This window comes from Erythrobacter sp. S43 (assembly GCF_057364955.1).
Map to the genome: position 1 here is coordinate 345,054 of NZ_CP200285.1, position 19,194 is coordinate 364,247.

17 protein-coding genes are annotated in these 19,194 nt (G+C 58.7%); 6 read left to right on the forward strand and 11 right to left on the reverse strand.

All coding sequences use genetic code 11. The features are described from left to right. Window positions 1–13: 13 nt before the first annotated feature. From AC0V6K_RS01815 to fsa, 7 genes are all read right to left on the reverse strand, one after another. The gene (locus AC0V6K_RS01815; protein WP_472624206.1) at window positions 14–1,678 is read right to left on the reverse strand and encodes an acetolactate synthase large subunit; all 1,665 of its coding nucleotides are present in this window, start codon (window positions 1,676–1,678) and stop codon (window positions 14–16) included. 50 nt (window positions 1,679–1,728) lie between these two features. Continuing rightward, window positions 1,729–2,667, reverse strand: coding sequence for a D-2-hydroxyacid dehydrogenase (locus tag AC0V6K_RS01820; protein WP_472624208.1), 939 nt, complete (start codon window positions 2,665–2,667; stop codon window positions 1,729–1,731). Continuing rightward, complete coding sequence (locus AC0V6K_RS01825) at window positions 2,664–4,367, reverse strand: cysteine--tRNA ligase (RefSeq protein WP_472624210.1); 1,704 nt, start codon at window positions 4,365–4,367, stop codon at window positions 2,664–2,666. Before AC0V6K_RS01825 ends, AC0V6K_RS01820 begins: the two co-directional genes overlap by 4 nt. Window positions 4,368–4,402: 35 nt before the next feature. Further along, window positions 4,403–5,065, reverse strand: coding sequence for a nitroreductase (locus AC0V6K_RS01830; RefSeq protein WP_472624212.1), 663 nt, complete (start codon window positions 5,063–5,065; stop codon window positions 4,403–4,405). Then, on the reverse strand, window positions 5,062–5,382 hold the full coding sequence (locus AC0V6K_RS01835) for a hypothetical protein (RefSeq protein ID WP_472624214.1): 321 nt from the start codon (window positions 5,380–5,382) through the stop codon (window positions 5,062–5,064). The genes AC0V6K_RS01830 and AC0V6K_RS01835 overlap by 4 nt, the downstream gene beginning before the upstream one ends. Next, a complete protein-coding gene (gene cobT, locus AC0V6K_RS01840) occupies window positions 5,379–7,217 on the reverse strand; it encodes a cobaltochelatase subunit CobT (protein WP_472624216.1) in 1,839 nt (612 codons plus the stop codon). Before cobT ends, AC0V6K_RS01835 begins: the two co-directional genes overlap by 4 nt. Before the next feature lie 100 nt (window positions 7,218–7,317). Beyond that, window positions 7,318–7,971: a fructose-6-phosphate aldolase gene (gene fsa, locus AC0V6K_RS01845; RefSeq protein WP_472624218.1), complete on the reverse strand. Its 654-nt coding sequence runs from the start codon at window positions 7,969–7,971 to the stop codon at window positions 7,318–7,320. A gap of 135 nt (window positions 7,972–8,106) precedes the next feature. Here fsa and AC0V6K_RS01850 point away from each other — a divergent pair, with 135 nt between their 5' ends. The 3 genes from AC0V6K_RS01850 (at window position 8,107) to AC0V6K_RS01860 (ending at window position 12,632) form a co-directional block, all read left to right on the forward strand. Continuing rightward, on the forward strand, window positions 8,107–10,275 hold the full coding sequence (locus AC0V6K_RS01850) for a primosomal protein N' (protein ID WP_472624220.1): 2,169 nt from the start codon (window positions 8,107–8,109) through the stop codon (window positions 10,273–10,275). A gap of 80 nt (window positions 10,276–10,355) precedes the next feature. Then, window positions 10,356–11,033 carry a hypothetical protein gene (locus AC0V6K_RS01855; RefSeq protein ID WP_472624222.1) on the forward strand — a complete coding sequence of 226 codons (678 nt, stop codon included), beginning with the start codon at window positions 10,356–10,358 and terminating at the stop codon, window positions 11,031–11,033. 36 nt (window positions 11,034–11,069) lie between these two features. Further along, window positions 11,070–12,632 (forward strand): cryptochrome/photolyase family protein, encoded by a 1,563-nt coding sequence (locus AC0V6K_RS01860; protein WP_472624224.1) that lies wholly within the window; start codon window positions 11,070–11,072, stop codon window positions 12,630–12,632. On the opposite strand, the gene AC0V6K_RS01865 is transcribed toward AC0V6K_RS01860, so the two are convergent. Next, a complete protein-coding gene (locus AC0V6K_RS01865; RefSeq protein ID WP_472624226.1) occupies window positions 12,629–13,363 on the reverse strand; it encodes a hypothetical protein in 735 nt (244 codons plus the stop codon). The two genes, AC0V6K_RS01860 and AC0V6K_RS01865, sit on opposite strands and share 4 nt — an antisense overlap. A gap of 131 nt (window positions 13,364–13,494) precedes the next feature. Between AC0V6K_RS01865 and AC0V6K_RS01870 the strand changes: the two genes are divergently transcribed. Then, window positions 13,495–14,127 carry a glutathione S-transferase family protein gene (locus AC0V6K_RS01870; RefSeq protein WP_472624228.1) on the forward strand — a complete coding sequence of 211 codons (633 nt, stop codon included), beginning with the start codon at window positions 13,495–13,497 and terminating at the stop codon, window positions 14,125–14,127. Between the two features lie 26 nt (window positions 14,128–14,153). Next, entirely contained in the window at window positions 14,154–15,224 is a 1,071-nt protein-coding gene (locus AC0V6K_RS01875) for a fatty acid desaturase (protein WP_472624230.1), read from the forward strand. Window positions 15,225–15,231: 7 nt separating this feature from the next. Here AC0V6K_RS01875 and AC0V6K_RS01880 read toward each other — a convergent pair whose 3' ends face one another. The 3 genes from AC0V6K_RS01880 to AC0V6K_RS01890 form a co-directional block, all read right to left on the reverse strand. Further along, the gene (locus AC0V6K_RS01880; RefSeq protein WP_472624232.1) at window positions 15,232–16,029 is read right to left on the reverse strand and encodes an acyl-CoA thioesterase; all 798 of its coding nucleotides are present in this window, start codon (window positions 16,027–16,029) and stop codon (window positions 15,232–15,234) included. Between the two features lie 80 nt (window positions 16,030–16,109). Beyond that, window positions 16,110–16,490 carry a nuclear transport factor 2 family protein gene (locus tag AC0V6K_RS01885; protein WP_472624234.1) on the reverse strand — a complete coding sequence of 127 codons (381 nt, stop codon included), beginning with the start codon at window positions 16,488–16,490 and terminating at the stop codon, window positions 16,110–16,112. Further along, a complete protein-coding gene (locus AC0V6K_RS01890) occupies window positions 16,490–17,524 on the reverse strand; it encodes a bifunctional transcriptional activator/DNA repair enzyme AdaA (RefSeq protein ID WP_472624236.1) in 1,035 nt (344 codons plus the stop codon). The genes AC0V6K_RS01885 and AC0V6K_RS01890 overlap by 1 nt, the downstream gene beginning before the upstream one ends. An 81-nt stretch (window positions 17,525–17,605) precedes the next feature. Here AC0V6K_RS01890 and AC0V6K_RS01895 point away from each other — a divergent pair, with 81 nt between their 5' ends. Further along, window positions 17,606–19,186: a S1 family peptidase gene (locus AC0V6K_RS01895; RefSeq protein WP_472624238.1), complete on the forward strand. Its 1,581-nt coding sequence runs from the start codon at window positions 17,606–17,608 to the stop codon at window positions 19,184–19,186. Window positions 19,187–19,194 lie beyond the last annotated feature (8 nt).

Genomic DNA, 19,194 nt, shown 5'->3' on the forward strand with positions numbered 1-19,194 from the left:
ATTGGCGCGCGCTCTACAAAGCCGCGCTCAAATCTTTGATATCGTGGTTCAAGATCTGATCATTCTCACTGTAGTCCACTGGGCAGTCTATGACATGAACGCCGTTCGCCGTTCCGGTTTCGGCAAGCACATCGGCGAGATGTTCGCTGCTGGTCACGCGGTGGCCATGCGCGCCGTAGCTTTCGGCATATTTGACGAAATCGGGGTTGTTGTAGGTGAGACCGTAATCCTTGAAACCCATATTGGCCTGTTTCCAGCGGATCATCCCATAGGCATCATCGCGCAGGATCAGCACGGTGAGATTGAGGCCGAGGCGCACCGCCGTTTCCAGCTCCTGGCTGTTCATCATAAACCCACCATCGCCGCAGATCGCCATGGATCGCCGCTCGGGATAGAGCATCGCACTCATCATCGCGCTGGGCAGCCCTGCACCCATCGTCGCAAGCGCGTTGTCTAGCAGGACAGTGTTCGGCCGGTACGCGGTGTAATTGCGCGCGAACCAGATTTTGTAGATGCCGTTGTCGAGGCATATGATGCCGTCCTCTGGCATACTTTCACGCACCTGCTTCACCAGATGCGGCGGGAAGATCGGGAAGCGCGCATCGTCTTCGAGCGGCTGCGAATGTTTAAGCTCCGCTTCGCGATATTCGAGCATGCGCCCGCAAGACCAGCTTTCCTGAACCGTGATCGTTTCCTTGATCTGCCAAATTGCGTTGGCGATATCGCCGATCACTTCGATCTGCGGGAAGTACACCGGATCCACCTCAGCGGTAGTGTTGGAGATGTGGATTACCTTGGCGCCGGTCTCGTTCATAAAGAACGGCGGTTTCTCGATCACATCGTGACCGACATTGATGATCAGATCGGCATCTTCGATCGCGCGGTGACAGAAGTCGCCTGACGAAAGCGCCGCGCACCCGATAAACAGCGGGTGGCGTTCGTCGAGCACGCCCTTGCCCATCTGCGTGGTGACGAAAGGGATACGAGTTTTCTCGACGAATTCGCGCAGCATATTGCTGGTCATCCGGCGATTTGCGCCCGCCGCGATGACAAGCACGGGAGATTTCGCATTCTCGATAGCCTCAACTGCTAGGCGCACCGCTTTCACTTCAGCAGAGGGGCGCCGCGCAATGCTGGCCGCAATCGGGCGGCTGGTCGATTCTTCGGCGGCAATGTCTTCGGGCAGCTCGAGATGCGTCGCGCCGGGCTTTTCCTCTTCGGCAAGCCGAAACGCCTCGCGCACGCGGCTTGGCACATTGTCGCCCGAATGCAGCTGATGTGTGAATTTGGTGATCGGGCCCATCATGTCGACTACGTCGAGAATTTGGAACCGCCCCTGCTTGGAATGCTTGATTGGCTTTTGCCCAGTGATCGCGAGCGTCGGCATTCCGCCCAACTGCGAGTAGGCAACCGCCGTCACCATATTGGTCGCACCTGGGCCAAGTGTCGCCAGAAATACCCCTGTTTTGCCGGTGTGCCGCCCATAGGTCGCGGCCATAAAGCCGGCGCCTTGCTCATGACGGGTCAAAACCAGCTTGATTGAGGAGTTGGAGAGGCTTTCGAGCAGGTCGAGGTTCTCCTCACCCGGAACGCCGAAGACATATTCGACGCCTTCCGCCTCAAGGCATTCGACAAACAGATCAGAGGCTTTGGTGCTGCTGTTCGTTTGGTCGGACATTCGGGCGGTCTCCTATTTCGGGATTCACCTTACCCGATGAGTGACCGCGCTCAATAGCCAAGCTTGGGATCGAAGATCGGACCAATCGGCTCGCCGCGACGATACTTGTCGAGGTTGTCGAGAAAACGATCGGCACTGCGGAAGAACATCTTGTCCTGCGCTCGGCCCGAAAGGTGCATGGTGATATGTGCATTGTCGAGCGTCCATAAGACATCATCGGCCGGCAGCGGCTCCGGCGTGGTCACATCAAGAAATGCGCCGCCGATCTGCTTGCCCTGAAGCGCCTCGACCAAGGCCGGCTGGTCGATCACCTGCCCGCGCGCGATATTAACGAGCACGGCATCCGATTTCATCGCCGCAAGCTCATCCGCACCGATCATTCCGTCGGTTTCTGGCGTCGCAGGTACAGCGAGGATCACCCAGTCAAACTGACCGAGCTTGTCGCGCCATTGATTGGGCGTCAGCACGCCTTCACCACCCGAACGGCGCACCACCGTCACATCGACGTCAAAGGCTTCAAGCCGCGGTTTGATCAGCTTGCCAATCGCGCCGTAACCCAGCAACAAAGCTTTCGAACCGGCAAGTTCGCGCTTGCCCGGACTATCCAGCAGCCATTCGCGCCGTTCCTGCGCGCGCACGACCTCGCGGTAACCCTTTGCGATGTTGAGCATCCCCATCACCACATACTCCGCAATGGTGATCGCGTTGATGCCTGCACCATTGGTGACGGTGATCCCGCGCTCGATCAGGGTTTCCATCGGCAGGAAATCGAGACCTGCATAAATCGAGTTGAGCCACTTCAACTCGGTCGCTGCTTCGAGCGACTTCACCATGTCGTCTTTGTTGTTGGAATCGAACCAGCCGATCTCGGCACCCTTGACCGCCTCGATGGCTTCTTCGGGAGTCATAAACCAGCGCACATCGACATCGTCTGGCAGGCGGGGTTCGAGCAGCGGACGGATCAATCCGGAGATAGCGAGTTTGGTCATGCGAGCACCCAGTCCCAGCCCAGGGGATCGCCGTCCATCACTTCCACGCCCTTGGTAACGAGTTCGTCACGGATGGCATCCGATGTGGCGAAGTCCTTTTCCGCACGCGCGGCCTTGCGGCGAGCAAGTGCGTCTTCGATTTCGGCCTCGGTGATCTCGGCAGATGTCGGACGGATGCGCAGTTCTTCACGCGAAAGACCAAACAGGTTGAGGCCCAACACTGCATCCATCGCCTCAATCACTGCGCGCTTGATGCCGCCCGAAATCTTCTTCACCGCAAGCGCATCTTCGAGCGCGGTCAGAGCAATCGCAGTGTTGAGATCATCCGCCATTGCTTCATCAAACTTGGTAAGCGGTCCAGCGAATTTGGGATGCTCGGCCTGCAGTTCGGCGACCTCGTTCTTCAAGCGCTCGGCTGCCATCACCATTCGCTTCAGCCGCGTAAGCGCTGCTTCCAGGCCTTCCCAACTGAACTCCAATTCGCTGCGATAATGCGCCTGTAGACACATCAGGCGATAGGCGAGCGGGTGAAAGCCCTTGTCTATTAACAATTGCAGCCGCAGGAACTCACCGGAAGACTTCGACATCTTGCCTGACCGCTCGACGAGGAAGTTGTTATGCATCCACATCTTCGCGCCCGAATTGGTCGCGTCGGATAGGCCCTCACATCCGCAGAACGCCTGGTTCTGCGCGATCTCGTTGGGGTGGTGGATTTCGCGGTGGTCAATCCCGCCAGTGTGAATATCGAACGGGAAGCCGAGCAGCTTTTCGCCCATCACCGAGCATTCGAGGTGCCAACCCGGAGCGCCTTTGCCCCATGGGCTGTCCCACTCCATCTGCCGCGTTTCGCCCGCCGGGGTTTTGCGCCAGATCGCGAAGTCGGCTTCGTTTCTTTTTCCTTGAACCGCCTCGATCCGCCCTTCGCTCTTGGTCCTTTCGAGAAATGCCCGAAACTCAGCCGTAATTGACTCGAACTTTATCAGAAATTGGTCGTCATCAGGCGAGGGCATTTCTCCGAATATCTGAAGAAGCTCTGCGTGTAGTTTCTTGGCGGGTGAGCTCTTCCCCAACTCCGTGGCGATATGGACGAAATTCTGAACCTCTGAATAGATGGCTTGCTTGATCTCCGCGGGGTTGTCCGTTGGGATACTGCGGAGTCTGCGTGAGAGCTCTTGAGCTTCGTTTATTAGTTCCGGGTCATGCCCCGCTAACCGCCCGTAGTCCTTCACGGTATTAGTGTCGAAATAGAGGCCGCTCTCCAGCTCGTAGCAGTGCTTGTCCGCCATGCGCTCACCCCACGCGATCATCTCTTCGACATATTCGGTCGCGCGCGGATGTTGCTTTTGCTGGACGTTCAATCGGCCTAGATCGCGCTCAAAATCCTCTTGGTAGAACTTGGCGATGTCCCATGCGCTCTTGCCTTGGGACGCCGCCATCTTCTCCATCTTATCCTCGCCCTCATCGGCGTCAGAGGTCAGATGGCCCACATCTGTGATGTTGATGACGTGAGTAAGCTTGAAGCCTTTGTATTGCAGAGTGCGCCCGAGCGTGTCGGCAAACACATAGGCGCGCATATTACCGATATGCTGGTAATTGTAGACCGTCGGACCGCATGAATAGACCCGTGCCTCGCCTTCATGGACAGGAACGAACGGCTCGATTTCGCGGGTGAGCGAATTGAAGAGTTTGAGGTCGGTCATTGCGATGGGCGCTTTGCTGCGCTTGGCGCGCGCGGTCAATCAAAACCGAGAAACTTCACCTGATCATCCAGCGACACACGCTCGCGCTCGAAATTGTTCAGCGGCGCGTCGGGGTCGCGATATCCGATCGCCATGCCGCAGAAGAACATGTAGCGTTCGTGATCGAGGCCGAGGAAGTCGCGGATTACATTGGCGTAAAGCGCCATGTATTCCTGAAAACAGCTGTCGAGCCCTTCCTCGCGCAGCAGTAGTGCGACCGTTTGCAGCCACATGCCGGTGTCTGACCACTGCGCCTCCTGCATCAGGCGCGGGAAATAGACGAACATGACCGCGGGCGCATCGAAGCTGGTGGCGTTGCGCATCATCGCCTTCATCCGCCCCTCGCCATCATCGCGGGCGATGTTCATGCTGTCGAACATGCCTTTCGAAACGCCATAGAGGCGCTCTTTGTAAGCGTCCTCTTCCTTGGGCGCGTCCCAATTGTATTCGGCCTGTTGCGGCGGCGTGGTGGTGATCTTGGCCTGAAGCTCTTTGAGCGGCTCCCCCGTCAGGATCGAGGCTTCCCACGGCTGGTAATTGCACCCCGAAGCTGCCCAGCGCGCCTTGTCCATAACCCTGCGGATGGTTTCGAGCTCAACCGGCTTGTCGAGAAACTCCCGCACAGAGCGGCGGCTGGTGACGGCTTCGGTTACGTTCATTGCGGTGGTATCCTGAAGTTGAATGTTTCGCCTTCGCGTTCGATGAGCGATTTATGCCCGTTGATGCGGATATGAGCGAGCGCGTATTTGCGACAAGGATTGCCTCTGTTGATTGCTCGCTCGACCCATCGTCGTCGATGTGGATTGCGAAGCGCCAGCCTTTCCGCTTCGAGATTGCTACAGTTATGCGCAATCATAAAGCCATAGATCATGCGAAGCCACTGGCCGTATGCCCCTGGAAAGTCAGCCTTCGCATGCTCGTACACATCGAGCAGCTTTGGATTTACAGGTTCGCGTTTGGGCTGTTTCGCGCTCACCGCCGCCCCGGCCCCTTCTCATCCTCGAACAACTCCGCAAGCTGCTCCATGATGGTGCCGCCTAGCTGTTCGACATCCATGATCGTCACCGCGCGCCTGTAATAGCGCGTCACATCGTGACCGATACCGATTGCGACGAGTTGGACGGGAGAAGCCTTCTCAATCCACTCGATCACGCCGCGCAGATGTGCTTCCAAATAGCCCGCCGAGTTCACGCTTAGAGTGCTGTCATCTACGGGAGCGCCGTCGGAGATCACCATCAGGATGCGGCGTTCTTCGGGGCGGTAGATCAGGCGGGAATGCGCCCAGAGCAGCGCCTCACCGTCGATGTTTTCTTTTAGCAAGCCTTCGCGCATCATCAGGCCGAGATTGCGCCGTGCGCGACGCCACGGTTCATCAGCCTGTTTGTAAATGATGTGCCGCAAGTCGTTCAAACGCCCCGGATTTTGCGGCTTGCCATCAGCCAGCCACGCCTCACGGCTTTGCCCGCCCTTCCACGCGCGGGTGGTGAAACCCAGAATCTCGGTCTTGACCCCGCAGCGCTCCAAAGTGCGCGCAAGAATGTCGGCGCTGATTGCCGCGATGCTGATCGGACGACCGCGCATCGAGCCCGAATTGTCGATCAGGAGCGTGACGATCGTGTCTTTGAACTCGACGTCCCGCTCGACCTTATAGGAAAGAGCAGTGCCCGGTGAAACGACCACGCGGGAGAGCCGCGCGGCGTCAAGAACACCCTCTTCCTGATCGAAGTCCCAGCTGCGGTTTTGCTGCGCCATCAGGCGGCGCTGCAAACGGTTGGCGAGGCGCGTGACCACGCCCTGCAATCCGGTCAGCTGGCTGTCGAGGTAGGCGCGCAGGCGGTCCAACTCTTCACTGTCGCACAGCTCGGGCGCAGCGATTTCCTCGTCGAACTTCTCGGTAAAAGCATTGTATTCGAGGCCTTCGGGAATGTCTGCCTGCGGACGGTTCGGACGCACGGGGGCGTTGGAGGCGTCGCCTTCCTCCCCCGGTTCGCCGTCCTGCATCTCGTCATCCGGCGCGAACTCACTGTCGGCATCGCCTTCGCCTTCACCCTCCGCCATTTCGCCGGCAGCTTCGGCGCTTTGCGGATCGGCGTCCCCTTCCTGCTGCTCATCGCCGCCCTGCTCTTCATCGGCGCCTTCTTCCTCATCACCCTCGTCATTGTCGGCTTCGTCAGGCGCATCCATCGGGCGGGTGAGGTCGAGATCGCGCAGTATATCGAGCGCGAGTTTTTGAAAGGCTTCCTGATCGTTGAGCTTCTCGCCAAGCGCGGCGAAATCATCGCCAACCGTGTCCTCGATAAAGTCACGGACTAGCGCCAGACCCGCCTGCGCTTTCTCTGGCACAGGCTCTCCGGTCAGCTTCTCGCGCATCATCAGAGACAGAGCGGTCTGGAACGGTACCTCAGAAGAATTCTGCGCGCGGACAATCTGGTCGCTCGCAGTCCGCAGCTCGGTCGCGGCGTCGAGATTCCCCTTGATCCCATCAAAACGGTTGGCACCCAGTGCCTCGTAGCGAACTTGCTCGATCGCGTCGTAACACGCGCGCGCCACCGGCTCGGGTGGTGCGCCCATGGCGTGCAGGCCAGCATTGTGATGGCGCAGTTTGAGCGCGAAGCTGTCAGCAAAGCCGCGCGCTTCGGTCACCTGCTCGGACGGTAGGTCACGCGCAGGCAGCGGCACACGGAAACGGTTACCCGCCGCGCCCGGTACATCCGCGCTCCAGGCAACCTCAACCTCCGGGTCGTGCGAGATTGCTCGCGCGGCTCCGGTCAAAGCTTGTTTGAATGTATCGAGAGGAGATTCTTCAGCCATTTGAGTTGTCGTTAGCAACCGTTGCGCCCCTGCGGAAGCGGGAACGCGGAATTGCTGTGTTGGAAACCGAGCCCCTGCGGTTGCAGGGGCTCACACCAACTCAAATGATCGACTGGCCAGTTTTTTCCCAATCGGCGAGGAAACCTTCGATCCCTTTGTCGGTCAGCGTGTGTTTGAACAGCGCGTGGATCACCTTCGGTGGGGCCGTCATGACGTCGGCGCCGATCTTGGCGCTTTCGAGCACGTGGGTGACATGGCGTACGCTGGCGACAAGGATTTCGGTGCCGAAATCGTAATTGTCATAGATCAGGCGAATGTCGCCGATGAGGTCCATCCCGTCGAAGCCATTGTCATCATGGCGACCGACGAAAGGCGAGACAAACGTTGCGCCAGCCTTCGCCGCAAGCAACGCCTGATTGGCCGAGAAGCACAGGGTCACGTTGACCATTGTGCCGTCTTCGGTGAGCGCTTTGCAGGTTTTCAGGCCATCGACCGTAAGCGGCACTTTGATGCAGACATTGTCCGCGATCTTTCGCAGCACTTCGGCCTCTTTCATCATCGTTGCGTGATCCAGCGCCACGACTTCAGCGGAAACCGGACCATCGGTCAGGCCGCAGATTTCCTTGGTCACTTCCATAAAGTCGCGCCCCGACTTTGCGATCAGCGATGGGTTGGTGGTGACACCATCAAGCAGCCCGGTCGCGGCCAGATCCTTGATTTCGTCAATTTCGGCGGTGTCTGCGAAGAATTTCATGGCGGCGGTCCTCTCACGGAAACTGTGCGATTCGTTGCAGAATGGGATGGCACACGCAGTATGCGCACACCAAGCCGTTGAGAGAAACCGTCCACGGCTTGTGAGATGGCATCGCACGTGCCCATATTGGCCGAAGTGAAAAATCGCGTCCGCCTTCTCGTCCTTAACGCTGCACTTGGTCCGCTTGATTACAAGCTGGCCGAGGGGATGCGCGTGGAGCCAGGCAGCGTTGTGGTTGCGCCATTGGGGCCGCGTGCTGTCACGGGGATTGTGTGGGACGAAGGGCGATTGCCGGGCGCGGAAGTTGATGCTTCGAAACTGAGGGCATTGCGCGAAGTGGTGGCGGTGCCGCCATTGTCTCAGCCTCTGCGCCGTCTGATCGAATGGACCGCCGAATATTACTGCGCCCCGCTCGCGAGCGTTGCGCGCATGGTGCTGTCCAGCGGCGGGGCGCTGGGTGGACCAACCACCACGACCGAATATCGGCTGTCAGGCGGCATGCCCGAGCGAATGACGCCGCAACGCCAAGCGGCCATCGAAGCGCTGGATGGCGAGCAAGCGACCATCCGCGAATTGGCTGGGATTGCAGGCGTATCCGAAGGGGTGTTGCGCGGGCTTGTGAACCAAGGGGTGATCGAACCGGTCGAGGTCGCCATTGATCGCCCTTACCCGCCCGCCGATCCAGACTATCATCAGCCAGCCTTGTCGTCCGATCAAATGGGCGTGGCCAAGACGTTGGTAAAAGCGGTTGAGGCCAAAGCGTTCGAGCCGTTCCTGATCGATGGCGTGACCGGCTCAGGCAAAACCGAAACCTATTTCGAACCCGTTGCCGAAGCGATCCGTATGGGGCGGCAAGTGCTCGTGCTGCTCCCTGAAATCGCGTTGACCGAGAACTTCTTGCACCGGTTCGAGCAACGGTTCGGTACCCCGCCGGTGCAATGGCACTCTTCGCTAAAATCGACCGAACGGCGGCGCGCATGGCGCGCGATTTCGGAAGGCTCGGCGCAGGTGATCGTCGGCGCGCGGTCGGCACTGTTTTTGCCTTACGCCAATCTTGGCCTGATCGTGGTCGACGAAGCGCATGAAGTGTCGTTCAAGCAGGATGACGGTGTTCGCTACAACGCGCGCGATGTCTCGGTCATGCGCGCGCAGTTTGAGGATATTCCCGTGGTGCTCGCCAGTGCGACGCCTGCTCTGGAAAGCCTGCACATGGCCAACACGGGCACGTATACGAAGCTGGAACTGCCCAGCCGGTTTGGCGGCGCGCAATTGCCTGATGTGCATTTGATCGACCTGACAATCGAGAAGCCCGCGGGCGGAAGATGGCTCGCCAAACCGCTGATCGACGCGTTGCAGAAGCGACTGGAGCAAGGTGAGCAATCGCTGTTGTTCCTCAACCGCCGCGGCTATGCGCCGTTGACCCTGTGCCGCAATTGCGGGCACCGGTTCCAATGCCCCAATTGCAGCGCTTGGCTGGTCGAACACCGCCTGTCCGCCCGCCTCGCCTGCCACCATTGCGGGCTCGAAACAAAGCCGCCAGACGCTTGCCCAGAATGCGGTGAGGCCGATTGTCTGGTTGCTTGCGGACCGGGCGTTGAGCGCATCGCTGATGAAGTCGCCCAGCTGTTCCCCGCTGCCCGTGTCGCCGTAGCCACCTCGGACACTCTGGGCACACCGGACCGCGCCGCGGAATTCATCGCCGAGGCCGAGAACATGGCCATCGATGTGATCGTCGGAACACAGCTCGTGACCAAGGGCTTCCACTTCCCCGAGCTTACCTTGGTGGGGGTTGTCGATGCGGATCTAGGCCTTGAGGGCGGCGATCTGCGCGCGGCCGAGCGTACATACCAACAGGTCGCACAGGTCGCGGGCCGTGCCGGACGCGGGGCGAAACCGGGTGAAGTCCTGATCCAAACGCGCCATCCCGAAGCACCTGTGATTGCAGCTTTGGCCAATGGCGACCGCGACGCTTTCTACGAAGCCGAAACCGATGCACGCCGTGATGCTGGCGCGCCTCCCTTCGGACGTTGGGCGGCGATTATCTTGTCGAGCGAGGACGAGAAAGAAGCGCGTGAGGCGGCCGCGCGGCTGGGTGATCGCAGGCCCAAGGTGGATGATCTCTATATTCTTGGCCCTGCCCCTGCCCCACTTTCACTTTTGCGAGGGCGATACCGCTACCGCTTCCTCATCAACGCGCGGCGCAGCGCCAATCTGCAAGGCGTCATCCGCGACTGGATCGGCAACATGGAATTCGCGCCGGGTGTGCGCGTGGGCATCGACATCGACCCCTACAGCTTCGTTTAGCCACAACTTGATCGACAAAGCGGGTGCAAGCCGCGCGCCTTCGTGCAACAAGCTGCGAGCAAACTTCTTTGGGGGATTTTATGCGCGCCACCGCACTTTCACTCGCCGCTGTCTCAGTCGCTCTGGCCGGCTGCACGCCGGATCCGGTCGATATTCCGGCGGGCCTTGCCGAGGCCGCGCCGGTTTGTTTCGTGGCCAAAGCACTATCACTCCGCGATGCAGGTGACTTTGAAGAAGGTGAGCCTACTTCGCTGGCTGCCTATGCCGCAATTATCACGTATCCAATGATCGCTTCGGCAAAATCGGAAGACTTCAAATTGGAGACCGCTTACGCCAACTTGATACCAGGCAAAGACAGTAAGCTCATCGAAGACATGAATTATCAAGACTACGACACAGCTGTCGGTCAGTGCGATCAGAAGTTTGGGATTTCCGGCAAGGGATCGGTGCCTCAGCTGCCTGATGAGGACCGTGATGCCGTGTTGTCATGTTACACATTGGTTCAGCACGTGAATGGGATTATCTCAGAAGATGGTGCCAAATCGGATGGCAAAACTGAGTTCTATGCAGAATTGACGAAGCGCTTTGAAGCGAAGTTCGACAGCATGGTTCAGGCCGATCCTGCTGCTTATGTCGATTTCCAAACTGAGGCAGAAGCAATTCCGATATTCACCGAAAGCCTCCGCGTCGCGTTTGAACAAGGCAATCCGGTCGCTTTCCTCGACGCCTGCGACAAACGTTTTCCTGCTGAGGAATAAGAGGAACTGACTTACGGCGCGGGGCGTTCGTGTCCCATGCCTTCAGACAATCCAATCCTCGTCCCTATTCTGGGCGACCAGCTGACCCAAAATCTCGCCAGCCTCCGCGGGCGGAGCAAGTATGATACCGTCATCCTGATGATGGAAGTGTGGGACGAGGCGACTTACGTCAAACACCATAAGCAAAAGATCGTGCTGATCTTCTCCGCCATGCGTCACTTTGCCGCCGAACTGCGCGAGGCCGGGTGGGCGGTCGACTATGTAAAACTAACGGATGAAGGCAATTCAGGTAGCTTCACCGGCGAAGTCGCCCGCGCCATCGAACGCCACGATCCGCGCGCGATTCATGTGGTCGAAGCCAGCGAATGGCGGGTGCAGCAGGCCATAGAAGAATGGCCGGACAAATTCGCCTGCGCGATCGAGCTGCTGCCCGATGATCGTTTTGTCTGCTCACACGCCGAATTCCGCGATTGGGCCGACGAACGCAAGGCGCTGACCATGGAGCTGTTCTACCGCGAGATGCGCAAAAAGACCGGCTTTCTGATGGATCAGGACGGCAAACCGACCGGCGGCGACTGGAACTACGACAAAGAAAACCGCGAACCGCCAAAAGGCGACCTTGATCCTCCACCAGTGCCCAAATTCGAACCGGACGAGATTACAAGCGAAGTCATCACGCTTGTCGAAGACCAATTTGCCAATCACTTCGGCAGGCTCGAGCCGTTCGAATGGCCTGTCACCCGCGAAGAGGCGGAAAAGGCAGCCGATGCTTTCTTCGCCGAGCGGATCGAGAAGTTCGGCCCCTATCAGGACGCGATGGTCCACGGGTCGGACGACATGTTCCACTCGATGCTTTCGACCAGCATCAATTGCGGGCTGCTTGACCCGATGGAGCTGTGTGAGCGCGCTGAACAGGCGTACGAAGACGGCAGAGCGCCGCTCAATTCGGTTGAGGGCTTTATCCGCCAAATCATCGGCTGGCGCGAATATGTGCGCGGGTTTTACTGGCTCTTCATGCCGGGTCTGGGGAGCGACAACGAGCTCGACGCCAACCGCGCGCTGCCTGAGTTCTTCTGGACGGGTGAAACGGATATGCGCTGCTTGTCAGACTGCATCCGCTCAACCCACAACAACGGACACGCCCACCACATCCAGCGCCTGATGGTGCTCGGTAATTTCTGCCTGCTCGCAGGGATCGATCCGCAGGACGTTCAGGACTGGTTTCTCGCGGTTTACGCCGATGCTTATCAATGGGTGGAACTGCCCAATGTCAGCGGCATGATCCTGTATGCCGATGGCGGAAAGCTGGCGACGAAGCCCTACGCGGCGAGCGGGAACTACATCAACAAGATGTCCGATTACTGCAAAGAATGCCGGTACAAGGTCAGCCAGAAGACGGGCGATGATGCCTGCCCGTTCAATCCGCTTTATTGGCATTTCATGGACCGCCACCGCGATCGGCTTTCAAGCAATCACCGCATTGGCCGCATCTATGCGACGTGGGACCGGATGGGTGATGAGAAGAAGCAGGACTACCTCGATAGCGCCGAGAAATTCCTCGACACATTGGAGCCGGCCAACAAAGGGTGGGCGCGCTAAGTCACGATAATCGGATCGCCCTCTAGATCATCTGTAAACTCGCATTCTTCGCGAAAATTCGCGCGTAGGTCATTCAGCTCGGACACAGCAATAGGCTGTGCTTCCATAAGCTCAGTCAGCATTGCACGATTGAGTTCAATCCTATCGACGATGTGACGGTCGTCCTTAAGCGCGACCAGCCAGAGCCTGTCAGTCCCGCGAAAGAAGGCACGAAACTCGGTCCAGTTGGACCGAATAAACAGGCTACCTGCACGTTGTGGTTGGGCCTCAATGAAGCCGGACCCGCTGAAATTGGGTGCGTCGGGATCGGCTCGCAAGCCTAGGCGCAACAGCGGAGGTTTGCGCGCAACCTTTGGATCAGTTGGAAACAGATGGCGGGTGATATGGATGACTCCATAATCGATTGAAACTTGACCGCTTTTGTCGCGATACCATGATGCACTGAATCTCGGCTCCCATGATCGGTATTCGCCGGCATTTTCAATCGGCTCAAGCGGCACATAGGGTGGCTCATAATTCCAGCTGAGGTAATGCCCTTCGAACAGGGTCCCGTCCTCGCGCACTTTGAAATTCGAAGAAAAGGCGCCGTAAGTGAGCGTCTTCGCATAGCGGCATTCATAACCTTCAAACAGGGTGCGCCCTGGGGGTGCTGAGTTAATCTGTTCGACGCCCGCACAAGAAAGTGTCGCGAACGCGGCGAGCCCGGCAAGACAAGAAGCAAGCTTTCTCAATTTTCCCCCCTAGTTTGGTATGAATATCGGCGACAATAGGAACCTTTGCTGAACAATCTTCTCGACTTCCGGTCGCACCTTAGCAAATGCTGGTCCTCGACGAACCACATCAAGTTGTCTGGAGCCCCATTATGCTGACCATCCACCACCTTCGCATTTCACAATCCGAGCGTATTGTCTGGCTATGCGAGGAGCTCGGCATTGAATACGATCTCAAGCTCTACAACCGTGATCCTGAAACACGGCTGGCGCCTGCGGAGCTAAAGGCACTGCACCCGATGGAGATCGCTCCCGTCATAACCGATGGCGACTTGGTGCTGGGTGAGAGCGGCGCGATTATGGACTACATCGTCGGCAAGTATGCTCCGGACACCGGTCTGGTCCCGGGTCCGGACCACCCCGACTTCGCCAATCACCTGTATTGGTATCACTTCGCCAACGCGACGCTGATGACCAATGGCATGATGAGCATCGCAGTAAACGCCGTGGGTGCGGAGATGCCGCCGCCGCTAATGAAGCGCATCACCAACGCTTGGGCACATATCGAACAGCGGCTGGGTGAAACGGATTACTTCGGCGGATCTGCGATGACCACGGCGGACATCATGCTCGGCTTCTCGCTCACGACAGCGCGCGCGTTCAACGATATGAGCATCGGCCATATGCCTAACCTGAAAGCATACCTCCAGCGCATCGGCGCGCGCGAGGCGTATCAGCGTGCGATGGCGAAGGCCGAACCCGGCTTCCCTCCGAAACTGGACTGATTTCAAACGTCGCTCGTCGAGCTTTCGTGACACCGCAACATTTGCTGCGTAAGCGTCAGGATGTGACCCAATCAACTTCCCCAGTCGCCTCGCAAATCAGCCTCGACCCAAAGGCGCTTGCCCGTGAACTCAACGCCTTTCGCGATCCGCGGACTGTTCGAAGTCTGTGGGAGCTGGCGATTACCGCTTTGCCCTTCATGACGCTGAGCGCGGTGATGCTGTTTGCGGTTGAGGCAGGGTATTACCTCGCGCTCGCCCTGCTCCCCCTCACCGGGTTGCTGACGCTGCGACTGTTTATCATCCAGCATGATTGTGGGCACGGCGCGTTCCTTCGTTCGAAAACTGCAAACACTTGGATCGGGCGCGCGCTCGGCGTGTTCACCTTCACGCCTTATGATTGCTGGGCATTGTCGCACGCGCGCCACCATGCGCGCACGGGCAATCTCGACAAGCGCGGATTTGGCGATGTCGATACGTTGACGGTGCGCGAATTCCGCGAAAGCTCGACATGGGGCCGGATCGGTTATCGCCTCTATCGTCATCCGCTCGTGTTGTTTGGGTTTGGCCCGATTTACCTTTTTCTGCTGCGCCATCGCCTGCCGGTCGGTCTTATGCGCGAAGGATGGCGCTACTGGATCAGCGCGATGGCCACGAATGCAGTGCTCGGGCTGATACTTGCGGCGCTGGTTTACGCGTTTGGCTGGCTGCCGACTTTGCTGGTTGTACTGCCAACTGTGCTGATTGCTGCTGGCACAGGAGTTTGGCTGTTCTACATCCAACACCAGTATGAGGACGCGCATTGGGACCATCAGAAAGACTGGTCTTTTCAGGATGCCGCCTTAATGGGGTCATCGTATCTCGCTTTGCCGCAGCCATTGCGCTGGTTCACGGGCAATATCGGCATCCATCACGTGCATCATTTGGCGAGCAGCATCCCTTTCTACCGGCTGCCCGAGGTGCTCGAGGCGCATGCCGAGTTGAAGACGCTCAACCGTTTTTCGATGCATCAGACGCTGAAGCCGATGGTGCTCGCTTTGTGGGATGAGGATCGCCGCAAGCTGGTGAGCTTTAAAGAGGCACGGCGCGCTTCGGCCTGAGGGCGGTTCAGTAAAATGCGAGCTGGTTCGAGATTGCCAGCAACTTGCGATCGGGCGACCAGATGCGCGTTGTCGCTGAAAAGCGGCCGCTGAAGACCCGGTCGCTGGTGGCTTCAATCAACAGGAAATCGCTGCCGATCTGAGCAAGATCATCCTGATTGCAAAACATGTGCAGGTCGTACTGCACCGTCGCACCGAACCGCGGGGTCGCATCGAGAAAGAACGTGCGCGGCATCGGGGTGTCCGACACAGCGAGCAGCGCCTTCGCATCCCATGGCCGATTCGCCACATCACGCACCCAAAAGGCCGAATGCGGGCGCTTCTGCGCGGAGAATGGCTGCCCCAGAGCCACACGTTGCTCATATCGGCTGAGGAATTTTGGGCCGGGGCTGTCAGGTAAGCGCGGCGCATCTTTGGGCGGCATCACATCCGGAAAATCGCACGCATAGTTGAGCGGCTTTTCCTTCATGTCGGAGAAGACATAATCGGCGGTGAAGACAAGATCATCAGGCGCCGCCGAGGCGGCAAATTCCGAGCGGACAAACGACGTGCGCCGCCCCTCACGCAAAGTGCGCACCGATATGCCCATTGCGTCTTGAGGCAACGGCTTCAGAAACGACGCCGTAGCGCTCGCCAGCATCCCTTCCTGCGGCACGTCTTGCTGAATAGCGGAGTAACCCAGTGCCAGCGCCCAGCCGCCGAATGCAGACTGGAAATTCCAATAGGCATCACCGCCTTTGGACTGCAGTTGACCTTCGCCAAGAGACGTGAGTTCAGTAGCAGTATCTAACGGGAAATCGGGCATTGTTCGCATCCATGTGAAGTCAGTTGCCGGACGGCATTCGACTTAATGAACGCTATAGTTCAGTTTTGTTCCCGAAACTCTCAACCGGCCAATGCCTTCGCGAGTCCGGCGGCTCCCACGCTGTCTAGATACTCACGCAGAAAAGTCACCTTGCCACCCGCAACCGTTCCTACAACGCACAAACGCAGGTTGATTTGATCGCCATCGGGCAAAGTGCCCCGCACGGTATGCTCTTCGACAAAACCTGTGTCGGTGGCCGCACAAACAATCTCCTCATACCGAAAGTCAGGGACCGCTGCCTTCACCGCGCCGGAAAAGCCAAGCAGTGTTGCCCGATCCATATCCGGCCCGCCATTTTGCGAACCTTTGAAGTCCTCAGCCAGTATATCCCGCGCCGCCTCCATATCGCCCGCCTGAAACGCATCGAACATGGCGCGCGCCACGGCTAAGTTGTCGCTCATTATGTTCTCTCCCGTTTGAGCAATTCAGCCTTGATCTCCGGCCCATAAGCATATCCGCCCACTCCGCCGCTGGCTGGCACGACGCGGTGGCAGGGGATCAACACGGCGATGTTGTTTGCGCCATTGGCGCTGCCCACTGCGCGGCTGGCCTTGGGGTTGCCGAGCATCGCCGCTTGTTCGCCATAGCTGCGCGTTTCGCCAGCCGGGATTTGGCGCAGGGCCTCCCAGCAGCGTTGCTGAAATGCGGTGCCTTTCACATCGAGTGGTATGTGCGAATTGTCGCTCGACGGTTCTTCCACCGCGGCGACAACTTGTTCGAACAGACTGCGGAATTCGCCGCTGCCTTCCACCAAATCGGCTTTGGGAAAGCGGTCACGCAGCTCTTGCTCGCCCTCGCTAAAGGACAGGCAACACACGCCTTTATCGGTCGCCGCGACCAGCATGTTTCCTAGCGATGTCGGGATCACGCTCCAGTGGATCGTGCGGCCCTTCCCACCGTCGCGCCAATCGCTTGCTTGCATGCCAAGCCTCCCTTTCGTGTCCTCGTAGAAGCGTGACGGGGCCGAATACCCCGCACTATACAGAGCATCTGTCACATTCGCCCCGCCTGCCAGCGCCTCGCGCACCCGTTCTTCCCGCAACGCTCGAGCAAAAGCGGCCGGCGAGAGGCCGACTGTGCGCTTGAACAGCCGCTGAAAATGGGTGGGAGAATAGCCGGTGAGATGGGCCAGTTGGTCGAGCGTGGTCGCCTCACCCGAACGGATCGCCGCGATCGCCGCCAGTACACATGCTTCCTCGGAGCTCTGCGTGTTGGGGGAACATCGCTTGCACGCGCGCAAACCCACCGCTTCTGCATCCTCCGGCCCAGCATAGAACTTCACATTCTTGCGCAAAGGTGCGCGCGCCGGGCAGCTGGGTCGGCAATAGATACCAGTCGAGTGCACTCCGGTTACAAAGACGCCATCGAAGCGGCGGTCTTTCGCCAACGCGATTTGCCAGCGCTGATCATCGGTAAGGTCGGTCTGTGTCGTCATGCCATTGTGATCTCACAAGCCCCAGCCTTGCGCATCCCGAACCTTGCGGTCAATCGCGCCGCGTGCATAAGTCAGCGCGGAATGACACTGTATCTGCGCCTTCTTGCCGTGCTCGCCATGCTGTTCGCACTGCCAGCTTCCGCTCATGCTGACCCTGCGGACGTGGACGCTGCAGCGCGCGGTGTCGTTCGGGTGGTTCTGATTGCTCAGGAAGGGGAGGACGAATTTGTCCCGATCAGCCACGGCACCGGCTTTGCCGTCACACCAACGCGGATCGTCACCAACGCACACGTCATCCGAGAAGCTGTGCTCGATGACACGCTGCGGATTGCGATCATACCCAGCGAGACGCAGGGTCAAGGGGATATCGGTGCATTTGTCCGACCCGTCGCAGTTAGCCCGACCAACGATCTCGCCCTTTTGGAAGTCGCGGAACGCGGATTGCGCCTCCCTCCCCTCGTGTTTGCTGGCAATGTGCCCAGCGGGATGGGAGAGGTTTCAGCCGTCGGTTACCCGATGAATGTCGATTTGGCGCAGGGGCTGGAGATCGACGATATCTTCAAGGCACAGCCACCGGTCAAATCGCGCGGCTTCCTGTCTGGGGAACGCCCCAGTCGCCAATTCGATACGATCCTGCACACCGCTCCGATTGCACGCGGCAATTCGGGCGGTCCCTTGCTCGATGGCTGCGGTCGGGTTTTGGGTGTGAATTCCTTTGGTGCGGATTCGGATGGATCGGATGCCGAGTTCTATTTCGCGGTATCCTTGCGCGAGTTGCTGCCATTCCTTCGCGACAACGACGTTGATCCGCGCACAAACGCGATGCCTTGCCGGTCCATTGAAGAGCTCAACGCCGCCGAGCGCGAGCGCTATGAGCAAGAGCGTGCTGAAGCGCAGGAACGGATCGAAAAGCGTGAAGCTGAGCTGCGTGATCAGCGCGCCAAGCTCCAACTGCAAGCGCAAGGCCAGATCATGGAGGAGCGAGAGAACGCGATGGCTCTGGCGATGGTCTTGCTCCTTGTCGCCATTGGATTGGCTTATGCCGCCATGCAATTGCGCCATGACGCAGAAAAGCAGCCACGGGCGATAATCTGTGCAGGCCTAGCGAGCGCGGCGTTGGCGGCTGCGATCTTTGCATGGCTTTCGCGGCCCAGCTTTGACGAGATTGATCGGCGGGTGGACGCCGCCCTAAAACAAGGTGACAGCGACGAAGAGCCGGATGCGCCGACCGATCTAGCACGCGAAGGCACGCTCATTTGCACATTCGATCCGGACCGCAGCCGTGTGACAGGCGCGCGAACGGATGATGTCGAATTTGACTGGTCCGCCGATGGTTGTGTGAATGCGCGCACGCAATACGGGATGCGCAATGGCGAGTGGTCGCGTGTCTTCGTGCCTAACGAAGAGGCTGCCGTTTCGGTCAACACTTACGATCCCGAAAGCCGCACCTTCCGAACGGATCGTTATCTCCTAGGTCAAGGTGCCATGGCCGAAGCGCGCGCGGCGCGGGGCAAATACAAGCCGCCGGCTTGCGGATCAGAAGGCGCCTCCAACCGCCTAGGGGAACAGCAGTCCGAAGTTCTGTCACTGCTTCCCGAGAGACCCAATGAACGGCTCGTCTACACTTGCCAATCCATTCGCACGGACGGCGAGCGGAAATAGGCCATCTA